This is a genomic window from Kitasatospora sp. NPDC034533 (assembly GCF_055575155.1).
This window is the reverse complement of record NZ_JBVITE010000038.1, coordinates 13,900-33,375: the sequence shown is the minus strand read 5'-3', so window position 1 is coordinate 33,375 and position 19,476 is coordinate 13,900. Positions and strand designations below refer to the sequence as shown.

Sequence of the window (19,476 nt, the reverse complement as noted above, 5' to 3'; positions counted from 1 at the left end):
GCGGGGGCGGGCGCAGCCGGGGTGGGCCGGACGGGTGAGGGCGGCACCGGGACACCGCCCTCACCCGTCCGAGCCCCCGGCCTACTCCGCCGCCAGGTGGTCCTGCTGGCCGAGCTTGCCCGCCACCAGGCCCGCCTGGGGCTGGCGGCGGGCCGGTTCGCGGCCCGGGGGCTGGGAGACCCGCTCCTGGGCCGGCGGGACGGTGGTCGGCAGGGTGACCGGGGAGCCCGCCTTGACCTGCACCGCCTCGCCGTCGTGCCGCAGGTGGAGGATGTCGCCGCGGCGCAGCGTGTAGGTCGTCCCGTCGTGGCTGATCCGCACGCCGAGCAGGTGCCCGCGCACCAGCAGCGAGAAGCTCAGCCGCATCAGCCCGGACGGCAGCCGGGGGCGGAACGAGAGCGAGTCGCTGTGGTCGCGCAGCCCGCCGAAGCCGGCCACCAGCGCGACGCAGGCCCCGGCGAGCGAGGCCATGTGCAGGCCGTCGCGGGTGTTGCCGCCGAGGTCGTGCAGGTCCATCAGGGCAGCTTCGGCGGTGTAGTCGTACGCGAGGTCGAGCTGGCCGACCTCGGCGGCGATGACCGCCTGGGTGCAGGCGGAGAGCGAGGAGTCCCGGACGGTCAGCCGCTCGTAGTAGGCGAAGTTGCGGGCCTTCTGCTCGTCGGTGAAGGCGTCCCCGCGCACCTGCATGGCGAGCACCAGGTCGGCCTGCTTGACCACCTGCTTGCGGTACAGGTCGAAGTACGGGTAGTGGAGCAGCAGCGGGTAGTTCTCGGGCGGGGTGTTCTCGAAGTCCCAGACCTGGTGGTGGGTGAAGTCGTCGGCCTGCGGGTGGACACCGAGCTTCTCGTCGTACGGGATGTACATCGCACTGGCCGCGTCGCGCCAGGCGGCGGTCTCCTCGGTGTCCACCCCGAGCATGGCGGCCTCGTGCGGGTGGCGCACGGCGGCCTCGGCGGCGGCGCGCAGGTTGGCCTGCGCCATCAGGTTGGTGAAGACGTTGTTGTCCGCGATGGCGCTGTACTCGTCCGGGCCGGTGACGCCTTCGATGCGGAACCTCCCCTCCACGTCGTGGTGGCCGAGCGAGCGCCACATCCGGGCGGTCTCGACGAGCAGTTCGAGCCCGTACTCGCGCTCGAACTCCTCGTCCCCGGTGGCCCGGACGTAGCGGGCCACGGCGGCGGCGATGTCGGCGCCGATGTGGAAGGCCGCGGTGCCGGCCGGCCAGTACCCGGAGCACTCCTCGCCGCGGATCGTCCGCCACGGGAACACCGCGCCGGCCAGGCCGAGTTGGACCGCCCGCTCGCGGGCCAGCGGCAGGGTGGTGTGCCGCCAGCGCAGCGCCTGGTTCACGGCGTTGGGCAGGCAGTAGGTGAGCACCGGCAGGACGAAGGTCTCGGTGTCCCAGAAGCTGTGGCCGTCGTAGCCGGGCCCGGTCAGGCCCTTCGCGGGGATGGCCCGCTCCTCGCTGCGGGCGCCGGCCTGGAGGACGTGGAAGACGGCGAACCGGACGGCCTGCTGGAGTTCGACGTCGCCCTCGATCTCGATGTCGCTGGTCTCCCAGAACTCCCTGAGGAATTCGGCCTGTTCGGCGATCAGGCCGTCCCAGCCGGTGTACCGGGCGGCGGTCAGCGCGGCCTCCACCTGGTCCCGGACGGCGGGCAGCGAGCGGGTGCCGGACCAGCCGTAGGCCATGAACTTGGCCAGCCGCAGCCGCTCTCCGGCCTTGAGCACGGTGGTGACGCTGATCCGGCAGTGGTCGGCCTCGGACTCGGCGACGGTGTCGGACTGCTCCGGGCCGTCGATGACGTGGTCCATCCCGGCCGCGACCCGGATGCCGCTGTAGCGGGTGCGGTGCACCAGGACGGCCTTGAGGTCGCTGGCGTGGTGCGCCTCGGGTTGCAGCGGCGCCTCCAGCACGGCGGCGGCCCGCGGGTCCCCCTCCGGGCTTCCGGGCAGCTGCTCGTTGGCCACCAGCTCGGACTGGAGCACGATCCGCACCGGGCCGTCCACCGCCTCGACGCTGTACTCGACGGCGGCGATGGCGCGCTGGGTGAGCGAGACCAGCCGGGAGGAGCGCACCCGGATCGTCCGCCCGGCCGGGGAGGTCCACTCGGCCTCGCGGTGCAGCAGCCCCTCGCGGAAGTCCAACCAGCGCTTGTGGCTGACGAGTTCGCCGTAGCGCAGGTCGAAGGGCTCGTCGTCCACCAGCAGCCGGATGATCTTGCCGTTGGTCACGTTGATGACGCTCTGGCTGGACTCCGGGTAGCCGTAGCCGCCCTCGCCGTACGGCAGCGGGCGCAGTTCGAAGACGCCGTTGAGGTAGGTGCCGGGCAGGCCGTGCGGCTCGCCCTCGTCCAGGTTGGCGCGCAGCCCGATGTGCCCGTTGGAGAGCGCGAAGACGGACTCGGCGCGCGCCAGCGAGGCCAGGTCCAGGCCGTGCTCGGTGATCTGCCAGGGGTCGATCGTGAAGGTGTCCGAGGGACTCATGCGCACCCCTCAATGACTAGCTCGCTCATGCGCCCACCTCAATGACTAGCTCGCTCACGCGCCCTCCTCGCCGCTCGCTCACGCGCCCTCCTCGCCGCTCGCTCACGCCTGTTCCCCCAGCAGCTCGGAGAGGTCCTGGACGACCACCGAGGCACCGTCCCGGCGCAGTTCGGCGGCCTGGCCGACGCGGTCCACCCCGACCACCGCGCCGAAGCCGCCGGCCCGGCCGGAGGCGACCCCGGCGAGCGCGTCCTCGAAGACCGCGGCGTGTGCCGGCTCGACGCCCAGGGCGCGGGCCGCGTACAGGTAGGTGTCGGGGGCCGGCTTGCCGGGCAGACCCTCGGCCTTGGCGACGTTGCCGTCCACGATCACCTCGAAGAGCTCCTCGATGCCGGCCGCCCGCAGCACGTCGCGGCAGTTGGCACTGGAGGAGACCACCGCGCTCGGCAGCCCGGCCGCGCGCAGCCGGTGCACGTAGTCGACCGAGCCCGGGTACGGCTGGACGCCCTGCTCCCGGATCAGCCGTAGCACGGTGTCGTTCTTGGCGCGGCTGATCCCTTGCACCGTACGGGAGTTGGGCGGATCGTCCGGCGTGCCCTCGGGCAGTTCGATGCCCCGGCTGCGCAGGAAGGCGCGGGTGCCGTCCAGGCGCGGGCGGCCGTCCACGTAGGTGTCGTAGTCGGCGACGGCGTCGAAGGGGACGAACTGCCCACCGGTGCGGGCGGCTTCGGCGCGCAGGAAGGCGTCGAAGGTGTCCTTCCAGGCCGCGGCGTGCACCTTCGCGGTCTGGGTGAGCACCCCGTCGAGGTCGAAGAGGAAAGCACGGATGTCGTCCGGTAGCCCCAGCATGGGTGCAGTCTTACCCGGGATCGCGGGGGATACCGCCCATTCCCGGCGGCGCGTCGCGGGAAGGGCGGCTTCCCGATGCCCGCCGTACCGGGGCGGGGGCCGGCCAGGTGCGGCGGCACAGGGCGAGGTGGGGCCGGGCCGGGCGGGGGGCGGCTACGGGGAGTCGGGCATCTGCGCCTCGGGCGACTGGATCACGGCGAAGACCGCGCCCTGCGGGTCGTCGACCACGGCCATCCGGCCGGCCTGCATGTCGAACGGCGGCTGGATCACCGAGCCGCCGGCCTTGACCAGGGCGTCCACGGTGGAGTCGGCGTCGTCGACCAGGAAGTACGTCATCCAGTGCGAGGGGGTGCCGGGCGCCAGGTACTTCGGGATCGCCTGCATGCCGCCCACCGTGCGGTCGCCGACGTTGAGCGAGAAGTAGCCGTCCATGCCCTGGATGGTGGCCGGGCGCAGCCCCAGGGCCGGCTGGTAGAAGCGGCCCGCCGCCTCGGTGTCGGCGGTGTTGAGCTCGTTCCAGACCAGGGCGCCGGGCTCGTTGACCACGCCCGCGCCGATGAAGTCCATCGCCTGCCAGACGCCGAACACCGCGCCGGTCGGGTCGGCGGCGACCAGCATCCGGCCGATCGTGCCGACGTCCATCGGGTCGTACAGGACGGTGCCGCCGGCCTCGGCGATGGACGTCCTGGACGCGTCGGCGTCGTCCGAGGCGAGGTAGGTGGTCCAGGCGACCGGCGGCGTCGGCTGCCCCTCCGGCGCCATCTGCGCCATGATCCCGGCGACCGGCCTGCCGTTGAGCGTGCACACGGCGTAGCCGCCGAACTCGGCCGGGCCGACCTCGCCCTGCCAGCCGAACAGGTCGCGGTAGAAGTCGAGCGCGGCCTGCTGGTCGCTCGCCATCAGGTCGACCCAGCACGGGGTGCCGGGCTTGTACGGATCGGTGACTACGGGCATTGCTGGGCCTCCCGGAGGCGGTGGTGGCCGGCTGTGGTGGTCGGGGCGGTCGGGCCCCCGGATCGGGTCGGGGCCGTCGCACCGGGCGGGCCGTCGGGTCCTCGGACCGGCCGGGCCCTGCGGGGTCCGGCCGGTCCGGGACGACGGCGGTACACCGCCACCATCGGCCCACCGCCGCGATCCCGCCACCGGACGGCGCCCTGGCGGGCGACCGGCGGCCACGGGGGTCACGGGCCGTCGTGGCGGTGCGCGGTGACGAAGTACGGCTGCACCTTGCCGCTCTGGGCGTAGTCCTTGAGCCGGACCAGCAGTTCCGCCCAGGTGCCGGCCACCGCCGGGACGCCGTCCTCGCTGCCCGGCTGCCAGCCGCCGTGCCGGAACAGCAGCCGGGTGCGCTCGGCCGGGGCGGACTGGTCGGGTCCGGCGGGGTGGTCGGGAGCGGCGGCGTGGTCGGGAGCGGCGGGGTGGTCCGGAGCGGCGGGCCGGCCGGGTGGCGCGGGCTGGTCCGCCAGTTCCCAGCTGATCCAGGTGCCCGCCCAGTGCGGCGGGAAGGACCCGGCGTTGGTCCACACCACCCGGTCCCGGTCGGCCCGCTCCACCCGCAGCCGGAACGGCTCCGGGACGTCGGGGAAGTCGAACAGCAGCACGTCGCCGTCCCGGTCCACGGCGGTGGTCCACCAGGCGGTCAGCCCGTCGTGCGTGGTGAGCGCGGCGAGCACCACCTCCCGGGGCGCGGCGATGTCGAGCTGGAGGGCGATCTCGGGCATGGGGTCCGCCTTTCGCGGTGACCGCGGATACGCGCGGTCCCCTCCCGGCCCACCATGGCACGACCCCCGGGCCCGCGCGCCCGGAGGACGCCGGCCCGGGGGTCGTCCCCGCGCTGCCGTGCGGCGACCGAGGTCAGCCGCCGCTGCCGTAGCTGGTGTTCGCGCAGATGTCGTCGTCCGCCGAGCGGGCGTCGTTGGTGATGGTGGTCGGCAGCGGCTGCGGGGGCGCCTGGACCCCGGGGGTGGTCGGCGCTCCGCCGGCGGGCGCGCCGGCGCCCAGCCCCGCCGCGGCCGCGTAGTCCTGGCCGACGATCACCGAGATGCCCCGCGAGCTGCTGGCCTCCAGGCTGGCGCCCGGGAACAGCTCGGCGACCTTCTCGGCGTTCGCCTTCTGCCCGGAGCCGTACTCGATCGTGGTGGTCTTGTACTTGGTGCTCATCGCCTGGCCGGCCGTGTTGGCGGTGAACTTGGCACCCTTCAGCAGTTCGGTCGCCTTGCCCGCCAGGCCGTTGGTGAGCGTTCCGTTGTAGACCGCCACCTTGATCGCGGAGTTGGCGGCGTCCCCGGCCGGGGCGGGCGGGGTGGTGGGCGGCGCGGGCTGCTGCGGGGCCGGGGTGGTGCCGCCGGCCGGAGCGTCCGGCTGCTGGCCGGTGGCGTTCTGGCCGTCGATGGTCTGGTCAGCCTTGAGGGTCTCCCAGAGCTTGTTGGCGTCCGCCTCGACCAGGTCGATGTTCTTGTCCTGGGTCCGGTAACGCCAGGGCGCCGTCACGAACTTGAGGTTGTGCATGTCGATGTTCTTCAGCGACAGGCCGAAGGACAGCAGCTTGTCCGCCGAGTCCAGACCCGGGTCGACGGTCAGCGACTTGGTGGCGGCGTCGGCCAGCGGAAGGAGGGTGGTGGGGCTCATCCCGTCCTTCTTGATCTTGGTGGCGAGCGAGCTGAGGAACGCCTGCTGGCGCATCATCCGGCCGATGTCCGAACCGTCGCCGATGCCGTGCCGCAGCCGGACGTAGTCCAGCGCCTGCTGGCCCTCCACCGTCTGCTTGCCCTGCGGCAGCACGACCGCGCCCTTCTTGGGCAGGTTGGGGTTGATGTCCCCCTCGTAGATCGGCTTCGGCAGGCAGACGTCCACGCCGTTCACGGCCTTGGTCATCGCCGCGAAGCCGTTGAAGTCGACCACCAGGGTGTGGTCGACCCGGATGCCGGTGACCTTCTCCACGGTGTTCTGGGTGCAGGCCGGGTTGCCGTCGTCGCTGCCGCCCATGGAGAAGGCCGCGTTGAACAGGTCGGTGTTCCCGCCCTTGGTCCACTTGCCGTTGGGCAGCTTGCAGGACGGCATCTGGACCATCGCGTTGCGCGGGATCGAGATGCCCACGGCGTGCTTGTGGTCGGCGTACACGTGCAGCAGGATCGTGGTGTCCGAGCGCGCGCCGCCGTCCTCGCCGCCGCCGAGGTCGGAGTTGTTCTTGCCGCGGCTGTCCGAACCGATCAGCAGCACGTTGACCGGCTTGTTGCCGTCCGCGTCGGCCTGCGCCTCCGGCGGGCGGTTGCGCGCTATCGCGTCGCCGTCGAAGGACTTGATGTTGGCGTTCAGCTTGAGGTAGATCGCGCCGCCGACACCGGCCAGGACCACCAGCACGCCCGCCGTCGACCAGGCGACGATCTTCTTCACGTTCTTCTTGGGCTTGGCGCCCTTGCGCGCCGCCGCCCGGCCACCGCCGCCCGCCCCCGCCGCGCCGCCCGCCTCCGCCTTGCCGCCGCCCCGGCCGCCCTTGCCCTGCCCGGCGCGGCGAGCCTCCGCCCGGCCGCCGGACCGCGGGGGCGGCACGGCGCCACCGTCCTTCGCGCCTCCGGTCGTGAGCGCACCGGGCGCGTCCTCGCCCCGAGCCGGGCCCTCGCCCCACTGACCTGACATGCGCGTACCTTTCACCGACGGAAGCGACGCCCCTGACGATCCGGCGCACCGCACACAGGGAGACGGCCCGGGCCGTTCCCAGGTTGCACATACGACCGTCAGCCCTATCGACGATCGCGACTTCCGATCATATTTAGGCCCAACGCGATCACCGACCTCCGGTCCGCAGGCAATCCCACCGATCAACGGATGACACCCCGGCAGAACACCCGAAACCGCCCGATTCCGATGTGACTTACGCCACTCCCCCGCTCCCGCGCCCCCGGAATCCCCACCGACCCGGCTGCCCCGCACCCCGGCCGCCGGCCCGTGCGCACCAGGGGAGTTGTCGACCGGCCGGAGAGCGTCGCACCCGCGCACCGGACGGTGACGGCCCCGGCACTCGACGTCGGGCGGCCGGGCGAAGGGGCCCGGAAGACGACAGCACCCCGGCGTCCACGACGACCGGGGTGCTGCCCGAACCACGGTGGGCCACCAGGGGCTCGAACCCTGAACCTACGGATTAAAAGTCCGCAGCTCTGCCAATTGAGCTAGTGGCCCGCGGCCCTCAAGGCGCCGGGGGTGCCGGGTGGGAGGGCCATGGCGATCCTACCCGGTGGGGCCCAGGGCTCCGCCAGTGGATTGCGTGGCGTGCCGGGGTGTGGAGCGGGCCTTGAGGCGGGGTGTAGTGGGTGGCGCGGACGCGGCGGAGCCAGTCCTCGGCGGGGCGCCGGTCGGGGGCGGCGGGCAGGACTCCGGGGCGGTCGAGGCGGTCGGCGGCGTCGGCGAGCAGGGATTCGGCGAGGGCCGGGCGGTCGGCGAGGCGTTCGCCGAGGTCGCGGACGCGTTCGGGGTCGGGCAGCCGGATCAGGTTGCGGCCGGTCTCGTGCAGGCGGACGGCCTGCTCGACCAGCCGGACCAGGTGCCGGGCGTGTTTGGCGGCCCGTCGGCGGGTGGCCGGGTCGGCGGTGTCGCGGGTGAGCAGCTTGCGGAACTGCCGGTCGGCGTAGCCGAGATGGGCCTTCCGCACGGCGGGCGCGCTGAGGAAGGAGGAGCGCAGGCCGACCAGTTCGTCGCCGAGCGGGGTGCGGACCTCGTACAGGTCGTCCGGCAGCCAGACCAGCTCGGAGGCGGTCGGGTTGCAGTTCAGCGCCAGCCGGCACCACTTGGCGGCCTCGTGCAGGGTGAGGTCGGGCGCCGTGGTGACGTGGGACTCGGCCGGGCGGTCGAGGCCGTGCAACTCCTCGGTGGGGACGGCGAACAGGCCCAGCCGGTCGACGTCCGAACCGGCGTGGGCGAAGCCGTACGCGGTGGAGCCGACGATGCCGGAGAGCAGGACGGTGCCCGAGGGCGGGACGGTGCCGGGGAGCAGGGCGGTGCCCGAGGGCGAGGCGGTGCCGGGGACGGCCTGGTCGGCGGGCACGGGCGGACTCCCCTCGGGAACGTACGGACGGGTACCGCATCCTCGCCCGAGCGGGCCGCGCCGGGCGAGCGAATTCCGGTCCGGGGCCCGACCGGCCGCCGATACTGGGCCCATGGAGCACCACCCCCACCCCGATCCCCCCGTCGACAGGCTGCGCGCCTGGTGGTCGCACCGGCAGTGGCTGGACGGCCCGCGCACCGGCGCCTCCGCCGCCGAGGTGCTGGCCGCCACCGGCTGGGCCCGCTCGGTGGGCGGCGCGGCGCCGTACCTGGGCCTGTTCGCCCGGGCCGGGCTCGGCCGGGCGGCGGTGGACGCGGCGGTGGCCCGGCTGGAGGTGCACGAGCTGCCGGCCGCGCGCGGCTGCACGTACGTGCTGCCGGCCGCCGACTTCGCGCTCGGCCTGGCCGTCGGCGCCGCCGCCCCGGCGGGCGAACTGGCGGCGGCGGACAAGCACCTGGGAGTCGGCCGGGACGAGGTGGAGAAGCTCTGCCTGGCCGTCGAGCGGGTGCTGTCCGAGGACGAGCCGCTGGCGCCGGCCGCGATCCGGGAGGCGGTCGGCGACGCCGTCCGGCCGCTCGGCGAGCCGGGGCGCAAGCGCGGCCTCACCACCACCCTGCCGCTCGCCCTCGGGCTGATGCAGTCGCGCGGCCGGATCCGCCGGGTGCCCGTCAACGGCCGTCTGGACCAACAGCGTTACGGCTACGTCGGCTGGGACCAGCCGGTCGCCGGGGACGCCGTCGACCTCGCCCACCGCTACTTCTCCTGGGCCGGCCCGGCCACCCTCCGGCACTTCCGCTGGTTCTCCGGCTTCACCGCCGCCACCGCCCGCCGCGCCGCCGCCGAGGCCGGGCTGGTGCCGGTCGTGCCCGGCTCGGAGCTGCTGCTGCCGCCCGCACTCGCCGAGGAGTTCGCCGGGTTCGAGGTGCCGGCCGAGCCGCACCACACCCTGCTGGCGGGCATCGACGGCATCCACCTGCTGCACCGCGACCTGCCCCGGCTGCTCGACCCCGCCGACGCCGCCCGCCCGCTGCCCGCCGGCCGGGCAGGGCGCGTCTTCGGCGGCGAGGCCGACCCGCAGACCCACGTGGTGCTGGACCGCGGCCGGATCGTCGGGCTCTGGGAGTACGACACCGAGCGGGCCGAGATCGTCCTGCTGCCCTTCGTCCCGCTCGACGACGCCCTACGGGAGGCGGTGGCCCGCACCGAGGCGTTCGTCCGGGAGGAGCTCGGCGACGCCCGCGGCTTCGGTCTCGACTCGCCGAGGAGCCGCGCGCCGAGGATCGCCGCGCTGCGGGCCGCCGCGGCGGCGGCGAAGGCAGCTGGAAAGGCCTGAGGCGCCGAACGGGCGGTAGCGTACGGCCATGCCAACCACCCCCACCGACGAGGTCCTGATCGTCACCGGCGCCGGGCGCGGCATCGGCGCCGCCACCGCCCTGCTGGCCGCACGCCGCGGCTACCGGGTCTGCGTCAACTACCGCACCGACGAGGCCTCGGCGGCCTCCGTCGTGGACACGATCCGGGCCGAGGGCGGCACCGCCCTGGCGGTCCGCGCCGACGTCACCCGCACCGCCGAGGTGGAGCGGCTGTTCACCACCGTGGACGACGAACTCGGCCCGCTCACCGGGCTGGTGAACAACGCCGGCACGCTGGAGAAGCAGTGCCGGCTGGAGGACATCGACGAGGACCGGCTGAACCGGATCTGGGCCGCCAACATCACCGGCCCGTTCCTCTGCGCGGCCCAGGCCGTCCGCCGGATGTCCACCCGGTACGGCGGGCGCGGCGGCGCCATCGTCAACGTCGGCTCGGCCGCCTCCCGGATCGGTTCGCCGAACGAGTACGTCGACTACGCGGCCGCCAAGGGCGCGGTGGACTCGATGACCCGCGGCCTCGCCCTGGAGGTCGCCGCGGAGGGCATCCGGGTCAACACCGTCCGGCCAGGGCTGATCCACACCGGCATCCACGCGCTCGGCGGCGAGCCCGGCCGGGTCGACCGAGTCGCGCCCAATCTGCCGATGCGCCGCGGCGGGCAGCCGGAGGAGGTCGCCGAGGCGATCCTCTTCCTGCTCTCCCCGGCGGCCTCGTACACCACGGGAGCGTTCCTGGAGGTCTCGGGCGGCCGCTGAACAGCCGGTCGCGCCCCGGAGGGGCCGGTTTCGGACAGCGCCGTCCCGCCACCGAGCCGCCCCCTCCGGTTTCCTTCCGCCGGCCCGCCCCCGCCCGTACGGTGGTCGCCATGACCGATGCCTTCATCGACATCCCCGGGGTGCGCAACTTCCGTGACGCGGGCGGGGTCGGCGCCCTCCGCCGGGGAGTGCTGTACCGCTCCGGGTCGTTCCACACCCTCACCGAGGAGGGCGCCCGGCGGCTCAAGGCCCTCGGCCTGCGGACGGTGTTCGACCTGCGCAGCCCGTTCGAGCTGGACACCTGGCCGGACCAGCGCTTCGACCTCGACCACGAGACCCTCAACCTGCCCACCCTGCCCGACAACCGCGGGGACGGCCGGTACTGGCCCGAGGACCAGGCCGCCCTCTACCCCTTCATGGCCGAGACGGCCGGCCCCTCGATCGCCGCCGTCGTCCGCCGCCTCGCCGCGCCCCGGTCGTCGGCCGCCGTCGTCCACTGCGCCGTCGGCAAGGACCGCACCGGCCTCACCATCGCCGTCCTCCAGTCCCTGCTGGACGCCTCCGAGGCCGAGATCACCGCCGACTTCCTGCTCTCCAACCTCGGCCTCGGCCTCGACAAGGGCCCCGTCCCGTACCTCGACGAGACCGGCGCCGAGCGCCTGTCCCGCCCGGTCGGCGCCGAACTCCTCGCCTCCTCCCTGGCCTGGATCCACGACCACCACGGCACCATCCCCGGCTACCTCCGCCACCACGGCGCCACCGACACCGAACTCGACGCCGTCCGCGCCAACCTCTCGGTGTGAGCCGGGCCCTGTCCGGCCCCGGCTAGGCCTGGCGCTCGAAGCGCCACCACTGGGCCGGGGAGTCGACGTCCTCCCACTGGTGGACGTCGGCCTCCGGGCGCTCGCCCGCCGTCAGGGGCTTGCCGCTGATGAAGCTGCTGACGGTGTAGGTGCCCGGGGCGTCGACGTGGGCCTCCAGCAGCCACTCCTGGGCGCCGAAGGCGTTCGCGGACCACTGCTGGATCCGGACGCCGTCCTCCGTCGAGGCGCCGGTGACGTCCAGGCGCTTGCCGCTGCCGGCGTTCTCGATGAAGAACAGCGCGCCGCCGGGGTGGACGGCGGTGAGGCGCCAGAGCTGGGCGTCGGTGCCGTCGTCCGCGCCGAGGACGATCCGGGCGCCGCCGCGCCGGGATCCGTCGGCGACCCGCAGCAGCAGGCCGCTGCCGACGTTGCGGATGAGGTAGCTGCCGTCGGTGATCTCGGGGTCCGTCGTGCTGTCGGTCACGGTCGCAGTCTGCCACCGGGCACCGACAGGCCCGTACGGCGGGCGGCCGGGCCGGGGCGTCTCCGGTGAACGGGTCCGCGGCGCTTCCGGCGGCCGGGCTTGAGGCGTTTCCGGTGAACGGACCGGGGCGTTTCCGGTGAACGGACCCGGCCCCCTATGCTGCGGCGAATGTCCACCGAGCAGATACCGCCACACCGTCAACAGCCCACGTTCACCGATGCCGTGGCCGCCCTGGAGGCCGTGGTCGCGGCCGGGGACGACGAGGGGTTCGGCCCCGCCCTCGGCCTGGTCGGCGGGCTGTTCGGCGCGGCCGATCCGGCGGAGCGGGTGACGGCCGGCCCCCGGCTGGCCGCGCTGCTGCCGGACGCCCCGCCGTTCCCCCGCGCCCACCTGGCCATGGTGGTGGGCGCCTGCGTCGAGCACGGCGCCGACCCGGTCGCCTGCTCCGGCCCGGTGCTGGCCGGCCTGCGCGGGGCGCTGACCGGCGCTCAGCTGCTGGTGCGGCGCTGGGTCGCCACCGGCGGCGGCCCGCTGCCCAGCGCGGAGGACGACGATCCGGCCGAGGCGCACGAGCGGATAGCCGACCCGGCGCACCTGGACGACTGGCACGCCCACCTGGCCGTGGTCGCCTGGTGGACGCTGCACCTGTGGCAGCAGGCGGCCTGGGCGGTGTACGCCCACGCCGAGGCCCGGGCCGAGGCCCGCGCCTCGGGGGTGACCGAGGTGATCCTGGAGCTGTTCGAGCGCTACCAGGGCGAGCAGCACGACTTCAAGGGCCTCGTCCACCTGGCGCTGGTGCTGGACGACGAACCGCTGTTGGTGCTCGACCGCCCCACCGGCACCGGCTACCTGCTGCGGATGTCCGGCCTGAGCGACACCTTCCAGCTGCACACCCTGCTCGCCGACGTGCTGATCGGCGGCGGTCACCTGCCCGGCACCCCGCAGGACCCGGAGGTGGTGGCGCTGGCCCGCACGGCGTTCCTGGACGGCCGCCGGGTGGTCGCCACCGGCGCCTTCAACCTGGTCGCGCCGGACGGCTCCTGGATCTGGAACGAGGGGACGCCGAGCGACATCCCGGTGGTGGACGGCGTGCGCACCCTGGTGCTGGAGCCGCTGCCGTACGAGCGCAGCTGGTCGGCCGGGCGGTTCATCCAGGAGGTCCCGGGCGACCTCTGGCTGGAGCGGGTGCTCGATCCGGCGGAGGCCGCCCGCAGGCTGGCCGCCACGACGCCGGGGCAGTCGCCCGCCGAGGCGTTCCGGTAGGAGGCCCCGGCGGCGCCGTCCGTTCACCGGGTTATGGTCGGAAAACCGTGGTCGGAGAACCGGCACAGCCCCTACGAGTGGAGTCGACGATGGCGAAGGTCCCGAACGTGCTCACGGCCGCCGCGCCCGCCGCGCTGACCGCGGCGAGCGGTCTGGTCGGCGGTTACGGCGTCGCCCGATGGAGCGGCCGGCGCGAACTGGGCGGCGCGGTGCTGGCGGTGGCCGGCGCCGGGGCGGCCGCGCAGTGGCGCCGGACCGGGGGCACCGGCACCGCGGCGGCGCTGACCGGCCTGTACCTGGCGGCCTTCGGCGGCTCCCACCCGCTGGCGAAGAAGATCGGCGCCTGGCCGTCCGTCTTCGCCGTGACCGGCGTGGTCGCGGCGGCGTCCACGGCCGCCACGGCGCTCTGCGCCCGGAAGAAGTAGCCGCCGGCCGGTGGCCGCCGACTGCCGGCCGGAAGGTACCGGGTACCGCTACCGGCTACCGGCCGGGCTCCGGCTACCGGGCCACCGGGCCACCGGGCCACCGGGCCACCGGGCCACCGGGCCACCGGCCGGATGCTTCCGGCTACCGGTCCGCCTCGCCGAACCGGGCCTCGAAGGCGGCCCGGTTCGCCGAGACCGGCGAGCGGTCCCACACCGCGAACACCACCCGCTCGAAGGCCGCCCCGTACCGGTCCAGCGCCCCCTCGAAGGCCTCGGCGACCTGCGCCGGGTCGTTGCGGAACACCCCGCAGCCCCAGGCGCCGAGCACCAGGGTCCGCACCTCGTGCCGGGCAGCCGCCGCGAGCACCCGCACGGCCCGCTCGGCGAGCACGCCACGGACGTCCGTCCCGGCCGAACGCCGCTCCAGCTCACCGGCGTTGGGCGCGGGCGAGGTCAGGAAGGTGACGGGGTACGGCCGCGCCAGCAGCTCGCCGCGCCCGTCGCGGATCACCGGCACCGCCGGTGAGACGATCACCCGGTGGCTGTACCTGAGGTCATCGGAGGCCCGGTGCGCCGCGTAGTAGTCCGGCGCCTCCAGCAGGCAGCTGTACAGCAGCGCGCTGCGGCACAGGTCCTCCTCCTGGGCGCGGGCGCCGCGCAGGTAGCCGCCGCCGGGGTTGCGCGCCGAGGCGAAGTTGAGCACCCCGACCGGGCCCGCCCCGGCGTCGGCCAGCCGGCCGGCGGCCTGGACGCTCCCCTCGGCCGTCACCTCGATCCGGCCGCCCCGCGGCCCCGGACCACGGTCCCCCTCGGCCAGCAGCGCGTCCAGGTCCTTCGGCGCGTACGACACCGTGCCGGCCTTCGCCGCCGCCAACTCCTCCCCCAGCCGCACGAGTTCGCCCCCGGCCGTCCGGTAGCTCCCCCGCTCGGCGATCTCCTCGTTCACCCGTGCCACATCGTGCAGTCTGCTGCTCATGGCCGTGACGCTACGGGACTACCGCCGCCGCATGCCACAGGTTATTCTCACCCCCAGAACAACACCTCGGGGGGACACGGCGAGGTGTGGGGGGAACGCGAAGGGCCCGCTCCGGGGTACGGAGCGGGCCCTTCGTGGGTTCAGCCGGGTGGAGTCCAGCCGGATGGCTTCAGCCGGATCGGCTCAGCCGGATGGCTTCGGCCGGAGCGGCGTCAGTTCTTCCAGCGCGGCTTGCGGTCGTCGCGGTCGAAACCGCCCGAGCGGCGGTCGTCGCGGTCACGGCCACCGCCGAAGCCCCCACGGTCGCGGTTGAAGCCACCGCGGTCGGACTGCGGACGGCCGCCGGAGCGGTGGTCGTCGCGGCGCGAGAACGGACGGCTGCTGCCGCCGCGCTCGTCGCGGTCACGGCCGAAGGACGGGCGGTCGCCGAAGGAGCGGGCCGGACGGTCGCCGAAGGAGCGGCCGCCGCGGTCGTCGCGGTCGCGGTTGAAGCCACCACGGTCACGGTCGCCACCGAAGGAACGGCCACCACGGTCGTCACGGTCACGGCCACCGCCGAAACCGCCACGGTCACGGTTGAAGCCACCACGGTCACGGTCGCCACCGAAGGAACGGCCACCACGGTCATCGCGGTCACGGCCACCGCCGAAACCGCCACGGTCACGGTTGAAGCCACCACGGTCACGGTCGCCACCGAAGGAACGGCCACCACGGTCGTCACGGTCACGGCCACCGCCGAAACCACCCGAACGACGGTCGTCGCGGTCACGGTCCCGGCCGAAGCCGCCCGAACGGCGGTCGTCGCGGTCACGGTCCCGGTCGCGGTCACGGTCACGGTCACGGCCGAAGGCCGGACGCTCGCCGCGCACCTCGCGGTACGACGGAGCACGCTCCTCGCCCTGCGGCGCGGTGGCCGGGGCCTCTGCGGCCGGGGCGGCCTCGGTCGCGGCCGGCTCGCCGGACTCGGCCTCGGCGGCCGGCGCCTCGTCCTCGATGCCCAGCTCGGCCCGCTCGCGCGCCGCGCGGGCGGCCAGGCGGTCGGCCTCCTCGCGCAGCTCGGCGGCGCGGCGCTGCGCGCGCTCCAGCTGGCGGGTCATGTCGGCGATCTCGCGCTCGGCGGCACCGGCGATGTTGGCGGCGCTCTCGGCCTGGACCTCGGTCAGCGAACGGGCGCCGGTGATCTTGGCGACCTCCGCGTCGAAGGCGTGGTCCAGGATGTGGCGCGAGGCGTCCACGCCCGCGTCCTCCATCAGGCGGAAGACGCCACGGCGCTGGTGCGGCAGCACCAGGGTGACGACGGCGCCCGAGCGGCCGGCGCGCGCGGTGCGGCCGGAGCGGTGCAGGTAGTCCTTGTGGTCGCCGGCCGGGTCCACGTTGAGGACCAGATCGATGCCGTCGACGTGGATGCCGCGGGCGGCGACGTCGGTGGCGACGACGACGTTGGTGTAGCCGTCCTTGAAGTCGCCGAGGACGCGGGTGCGGGCGCCCTGGGTCATGCCGCCGTGCAGCGCGTCGGCCTTCACGCCGGCCTCGATGAGCTGCTCGGCGACGCGGTCGGCGCCCATCTGGGTGCGGACGAAGATGATCGTGCGGCCCTTGCGGGCGGCGATCGCGTTGGTGATCGGCGCCTTGTCCTTGGGCTTCACCACGAGGATGTGGTGGGTCATGGTGGTGACCGCGCCGGCCGACGGGTCGACCTCGTGGGTGACGGGGTTCTTCAGGTAGCGCTTGACCAGGGTGTCGATCTCGTTCTCCAGGGTGGCGGAGAACAGCAGGCGCTGGCCGCCGGCCGGCACCTGGTCGAGGATCTCGGTGACCTCGGGCAGGAAGCCCATGTCGGCCATCTGGTCGGCCTCGTCGAGCACGACGGTCTTGACGTCGTCCAGCTTGGCGGAGCCGCGGTTGAGCAGGTCGCGCAGGCGGCCGGGGGTGGCGACCAGGATGTCGACGCCGCGCTCCAGCGCGTAGATCTGGTTCGACATCGAGGTGCCGCCGCAGACGACCTTGAGGCGCAGGCCGAGCACCGAGCCGAACGGCTCCAGGGCGTCGGCGACCTGCATGGCCAGCTCGCGGGTCGGGACGAGGATCAGGCCGCGCGGGTGCTTGGGCTTGGTGCGCTCGCCGTCTGCGAGGCGGGTGAGCAGCGGCAGGCCGAAGCTCAGGGTCTTGCCGGAGCCGGTGCGGCCACGGCCCAGGACGTCCTTGCCGGCCAGCGCGTCCGGGATGGTCGCGGCCTGGATCGGGAACGGGGTGGTGACGCCGCGCTTGGCGAGGGCGCGCACCACGTCGTCGTGCAGGCCCAGGTCACCGAAGGTGATGGTCGGCTCGGCGGCCGCCTCGTCGGTGGCCTCCGCGGCCTCGGCGATCACCTCGTCGGTGGCGGTGTCGGGGGTGTCGTTGGTGTCGGTGACATCGGCGGCGGCCTCGTTCGCGGGCATGGCGAAGCGGGCGTCGTCAACGAGAGACATGCAAAACCTTCCGGAAGTGGCACGCGCCAAAGTCCGGGGTTCTGTTTCACAACCGCCTCTATGCGGTCAGCCACGGATCGCCGGAACGCGCCAAGGGCGCCGATGAAAGCAGGGCGCCAGTCAAATGGATCAAACGAACGATCTACCACCATAGAGGAGCCTCGGGATCGGAGGCAAACCCCCTGCTCAAGTCGTTAGTGCGGGGCGACTCTCGGGCTCGGCGCCGAGGAACCGGAGCTTCCGGAGGACGGGTCCGGGGCCGGCGGGACGGTCGCGGCGGGCGAGCTGTGCTCGGGCGCGGGCGTGCTCGACGGGTGGTTGCTGGGGGTAGCCGAGGGCGTGCCGGCCGAGCCGCCGCCGGAGCGGCCCTCCCCGGTGCCGCCCGCCCCGCCGGTGCCGCCGGAGCCCCCGGACATGGGTCCGCCGGGGTGGGGCACCGAGCTGGTGTTCGAACCGCCGGCCGTACCGCCGCCAGGCCCGCCGTCGGGAGCGCCCGCTCCCGGTACCGGCACCACCCCGGCCACCGAACCGTTCGCCCCGGACACCGCGTCGCCGGTCACGGTGGTGGTGGACCCGCCCGACCCGCCCTCGCCCTGGAGGCCGCCCGTCCGCTCCGGGTGCCCGGAGGTCCCGCCCGGGTGCCCGGCCCCCGGCGAGGCCGAGGGCCCGCCCGTCGCCCCGGGCTTGGCCGCCGGTCCGGCCTGCCCGACCGGCGCCACCCCGTGCTTGTCCTCGGCGGCCGGACCGACCGACATGCAGCCCGTCAGCCCGAGCCCGGCCATCGTCAGCAGCGCCGCCGCCCGTACCGCGCGCGAGCGCGGGGACGCCGCCGCCCGCCCCCGGGCCGTACCGGCCGCGGCCATCCGCGCCCGCACCGTCCGTACCGCCCGCACCGCTCGTGCCGCCCGTGCCGCCCGTACCGAAGCCACTGAGGTCCCTCTCTACCGCCCCACCCGGGCCGCCCACTCGCGCGCGGCCGCTTTCGGTGCCCAACGCGCGCCCGGCCCGGCGGGACACGGGCAGCGGGAAAGCTCGCCCGGCGGGGCCGGTCCCCGCGCGCCGCCACCCGGCCGGGAGCGCCGCCGCTCGGCCCCGGGCGCCGCCGCTCGACCCGGGGGCACGGCGGCTTGGCTCCGGAGCACGGCGGCTTGGTCCGGCACGGCGGCTTGGCTCCGGAGCACGGCGGCTTGGCCCCGGAGCACGGCGGCTTGGCTCCGGAAGGCCGTGGCTCAGCCCCAGAGCGCCGTGGCCAGCTCCGCTCCGGCGTACACCGCGGCCAGCCCGGCCGCCACGCTGCCGGCCACGTTGGCCAGCGCGTACCGCCCGGCGCCGGTCTCGGCCAGCCGCAGGGTCTCGTACGAGAAGGTCGAGTACGTGGTCAGCGCGCCGCACAGCCCCGTCCCCAGCAGCAGTTGGAGGCGCGAGGAGGCCGCGCCCGCCGCCACCGCGCCGGTCACCAGACCGAGGATCAGGCAGCCGGCCACGTTCACCGTGAACGTCCCCCACGGGAACACCGAGTCGTGCCGGGACTGCACCGCCCGGTCGGTCAGGTACCGCAGCGGCGCGCCGACCATCGCGCCCACCACGACCAGCAGCCAGTTCACCCGGCGGCCTCCGGTCCGCCCCGCTCCGGACCATCCCGCCCCGGGTCCTCCTGCCCCGGGTCGTCCTGCCCTTGGTCGCTCTGCCCCGGGTCGCTCCGCCCCGGGCCGCCCCGCTCCGGACCACGGCCCGCGTAGGTCACCACCTCGCAGCGGTCCAGCAGCACCAGCCCCTCCGCCACCAGCCCGTCCAGCTGCGGCAGGAACGCCCGCACCCGCTCCTCCTCGTCCACGATCACCACTGCCACCGGCAGGTCCTCGCTCAGCGACAGCAGCCGGGTGGTGTGCACCAGCCACGAGGCCCCGAAGCCCTCGATCCCCCGGAACACGCTCGCCCCGGCCAGACCGGCCGCCCGCGCCCGGTGCACGATCTCGCTGTACAGCGGGCGGTGGTGCCACCGGTCGCTCTCCCCGATCAGCACGGTCAGCCGCAGCGCGGGCCCGCTCAGCCGGCTCATCGCACGCCCCCGCCTCTTCCGGTCGCGCCCCGTCCGCTCGCGCTCCGTCCGGCCAGGCCCCGCTCGGCCCCGCGGCGGACCGCCCGGTGGATCAGACGCCTGGTCAACCCGGCCGCCGCCCACACCGCGAACAGCGCTCCCAGCAGCGTCAGCCCGAGGTACCCCAGGGCGGGCCCGAGCCGGCCGGCCTCCAGCAGGCGCCGGATGTCCACCGCGTACGTCGAGAAGGTGGTGAACCCGCCCAGCACACCGGTGCCGAAGAACGGCCGCACCAGCGGATGCGCCTGACGGCCCTCGGTGAGCACCACCAGGAACACCCCGATCACCGCGCAGCCGACCACGTTGACCAGCAGCGTCGTCCACGGGAAGGCCGTCGGGGCGGTCCGGAGGCCGAGCCCGGCGGCGTACCGGGCGGCCGCCCCGACCGCCCCGCCCACCGCGACCACGGCCACCGCCGGCCCCTGCCCGCGCAGCCCCGGCGGACGGCCCTCGCGGCGGCTT

At 74.7% G+C, this 19,476-nt stretch carries 17 protein-coding genes, 1 tRNA gene and 1 pseudogene; 5 read left to right on the top strand and 14 right to left on the bottom strand.

Translation table 11 applies throughout. The features are described 5' to 3' along the window. Positions 1-81: 81 nt before the first annotated feature. From ACZ55U_RS24295 to ACZ55U_RS24265, 7 genes are all read right to left on the bottom strand, one after another. Entirely contained in the window at positions 82-2,487 is a 2,406-nt protein-coding gene (locus ACZ55U_RS24295; protein ID WP_465528866.1) for a glycoside hydrolase family 65 protein, read from the bottom strand. Between the two features lie 102 nt (positions 2,488-2,589). Next, a complete protein-coding gene (locus ACZ55U_RS24290) occupies positions 2,590-3,336 on the bottom strand; it encodes an HAD family hydrolase (protein WP_465528864.1) in 747 nt (248 codons plus the stop codon). A 153-nt stretch (positions 3,337-3,489) separates the two neighbouring features. After that, positions 3,490-4,290 (bottom strand): VOC family protein, encoded by an 801-nt coding sequence (locus tag ACZ55U_RS24285; RefSeq protein WP_465528862.1) that lies wholly within the window; start codon positions 4,288-4,290, stop codon positions 3,490-3,492. 227 nt (positions 4,291-4,517) lie between these two features. Next, positions 4,518-5,057: an SRPBCC family protein gene (locus tag ACZ55U_RS24280; RefSeq protein ID WP_465528860.1), complete on the bottom strand. Its 540-nt coding sequence runs from the start codon at positions 5,055-5,057 to the stop codon at positions 4,518-4,520. A gap of 133 nt (positions 5,058-5,190) precedes the next feature. After that, the gene (locus tag ACZ55U_RS24275) at positions 5,191-6,972 is read right to left on the bottom strand and encodes an LCP family protein (protein ID WP_465528858.1); all 1,782 of its coding nucleotides are present in this window, start codon (positions 6,970-6,972) and stop codon (positions 5,191-5,193) included. 467 nt (positions 6,973-7,439) lie between these two features. Then, positions 7,440-7,512 (bottom strand) — tRNA-Lys (locus tag ACZ55U_RS24270). 7 nt (positions 7,513-7,519) lie between these two features. Continuing rightward, positions 7,520-8,374 (bottom strand): nucleotidyltransferase domain-containing protein, encoded by an 855-nt coding sequence (locus ACZ55U_RS24265; RefSeq protein ID WP_465528856.1) that lies wholly within the window; start codon positions 8,372-8,374, stop codon positions 7,520-7,522. A 112-nt stretch (positions 8,375-8,486) separates the two neighbouring features. On the opposite strand from ACZ55U_RS24265, the gene ACZ55U_RS24260 reads away from it, so the two are divergent. The 3 genes from ACZ55U_RS24260 to ACZ55U_RS24250 all read left to right on the top strand — a co-directional run bounded on the left by ACZ55U_RS24260 (position 8,487) and on the right by ACZ55U_RS24250 (position 11,300). Continuing rightward, positions 8,487-9,707: a DNA glycosylase AlkZ-like family protein gene (locus ACZ55U_RS24260; RefSeq protein ID WP_465528854.1), complete on the top strand. Its 1,221-nt coding sequence runs from the start codon at positions 8,487-8,489 to the stop codon at positions 9,705-9,707. Positions 9,708-9,735: 28 nt separating this feature from the next. Continuing rightward, positions 9,736-10,497: an SDR family oxidoreductase gene (locus ACZ55U_RS24255; RefSeq protein WP_465528852.1), complete on the top strand. Its 762-nt coding sequence runs from the start codon at positions 9,736-9,738 to the stop codon at positions 10,495-10,497. Positions 10,498-10,607: 110 nt separating this feature from the next. Next, positions 10,608-11,300, top strand: coding sequence for a tyrosine-protein phosphatase (locus tag ACZ55U_RS24250; protein WP_465528850.1), 693 nt, complete (start codon positions 10,608-10,610; stop codon positions 11,298-11,300). A gap of 22 nt (positions 11,301-11,322) precedes the next feature. Here ACZ55U_RS24250 and ACZ55U_RS24245 read toward each other — a convergent pair whose 3' ends face one another. Beyond that, positions 11,323-11,784, bottom strand: a complete 462-nt coding sequence (locus tag ACZ55U_RS24245) for an RICIN domain-containing protein (protein ID WP_465528848.1) — start codon at positions 11,782-11,784, stop codon at positions 11,323-11,325. 168 nt (positions 11,785-11,952) lie between these two features. On the opposite strand from ACZ55U_RS24245, the gene ACZ55U_RS24240 reads away from it, so the two are divergent. Together ACZ55U_RS24240 and ACZ55U_RS24235 are read left to right on the top strand one after the other, a co-directional pair. Continuing rightward, positions 11,953-13,047, top strand: coding sequence for a hypothetical protein (locus ACZ55U_RS24240; protein ID WP_465528846.1), 1,095 nt, complete (start codon positions 11,953-11,955; stop codon positions 13,045-13,047). A gap of 89 nt (positions 13,048-13,136) precedes the next feature. Beyond that, positions 13,137-13,472 (top strand): hypothetical protein, encoded by a 336-nt coding sequence (locus ACZ55U_RS24235; protein WP_465528844.1) that lies wholly within the window; start codon positions 13,137-13,139, stop codon positions 13,470-13,472. A 142-nt stretch (positions 13,473-13,614) separates the two neighbouring features. Here the strand turns inward: ACZ55U_RS24235 and ACZ55U_RS24230 are convergent, their stop codons facing one another. The 6 genes and pseudogenes from ACZ55U_RS24230 to crcB (ACZ55U_RS24205) form a co-directional block, all read right to left on the bottom strand. Then, positions 13,615-14,448: a TIGR02452 family protein gene (locus ACZ55U_RS24230; protein ID WP_465528842.1), complete on the bottom strand. Its 834-nt coding sequence runs from the start codon at positions 14,446-14,448 to the stop codon at positions 13,615-13,617. Positions 14,449-14,660: 212 nt separating this feature from the next. Continuing rightward, the gene (locus ACZ55U_RS24225) at positions 14,661-16,916 is read right to left on the bottom strand and encodes a DEAD/DEAH box helicase (RefSeq protein WP_465528840.1); all 2,256 of its coding nucleotides are present in this window, start codon (positions 16,914-16,916) and stop codon (positions 14,661-14,663) included. Between the two features lie 194 nt (positions 16,917-17,110). Then, complete coding sequence (locus tag ACZ55U_RS24220) at positions 17,111-17,779, bottom strand: hypothetical protein (RefSeq protein ID WP_465528838.1); 669 nt, start codon at positions 17,777-17,779, stop codon at positions 17,111-17,113. Between the two features lie 366 nt (positions 17,780-18,145). Continuing rightward, positions 18,146-18,520, bottom strand: a complete 375-nt coding sequence (gene crcB / locus ACZ55U_RS24215; protein WP_465528836.1) for a fluoride efflux transporter CrcB — start codon at positions 18,518-18,520, stop codon at positions 18,146-18,148. 116 nt (positions 18,521-18,636) lie between these two features. Continuing rightward, positions 18,637-18,975, bottom strand: a pseudogene (locus ACZ55U_RS24210) (DUF190 domain-containing protein); the annotation flags it as partial. Beyond that, positions 18,972-19,448 carry a fluoride efflux transporter CrcB gene (gene crcB / locus ACZ55U_RS24205; protein ID WP_465528947.1) on the bottom strand — a complete coding sequence of 159 codons (477 nt, stop codon included), beginning with the start codon at positions 19,446-19,448 and terminating at the stop codon, positions 18,972-18,974. The pseudogene ACZ55U_RS24210 and the gene crcB (ACZ55U_RS24205), both read right to left, overlap by 4 nt. Between the last annotated feature and the right edge of the window lie 28 nt (positions 19,449-19,476).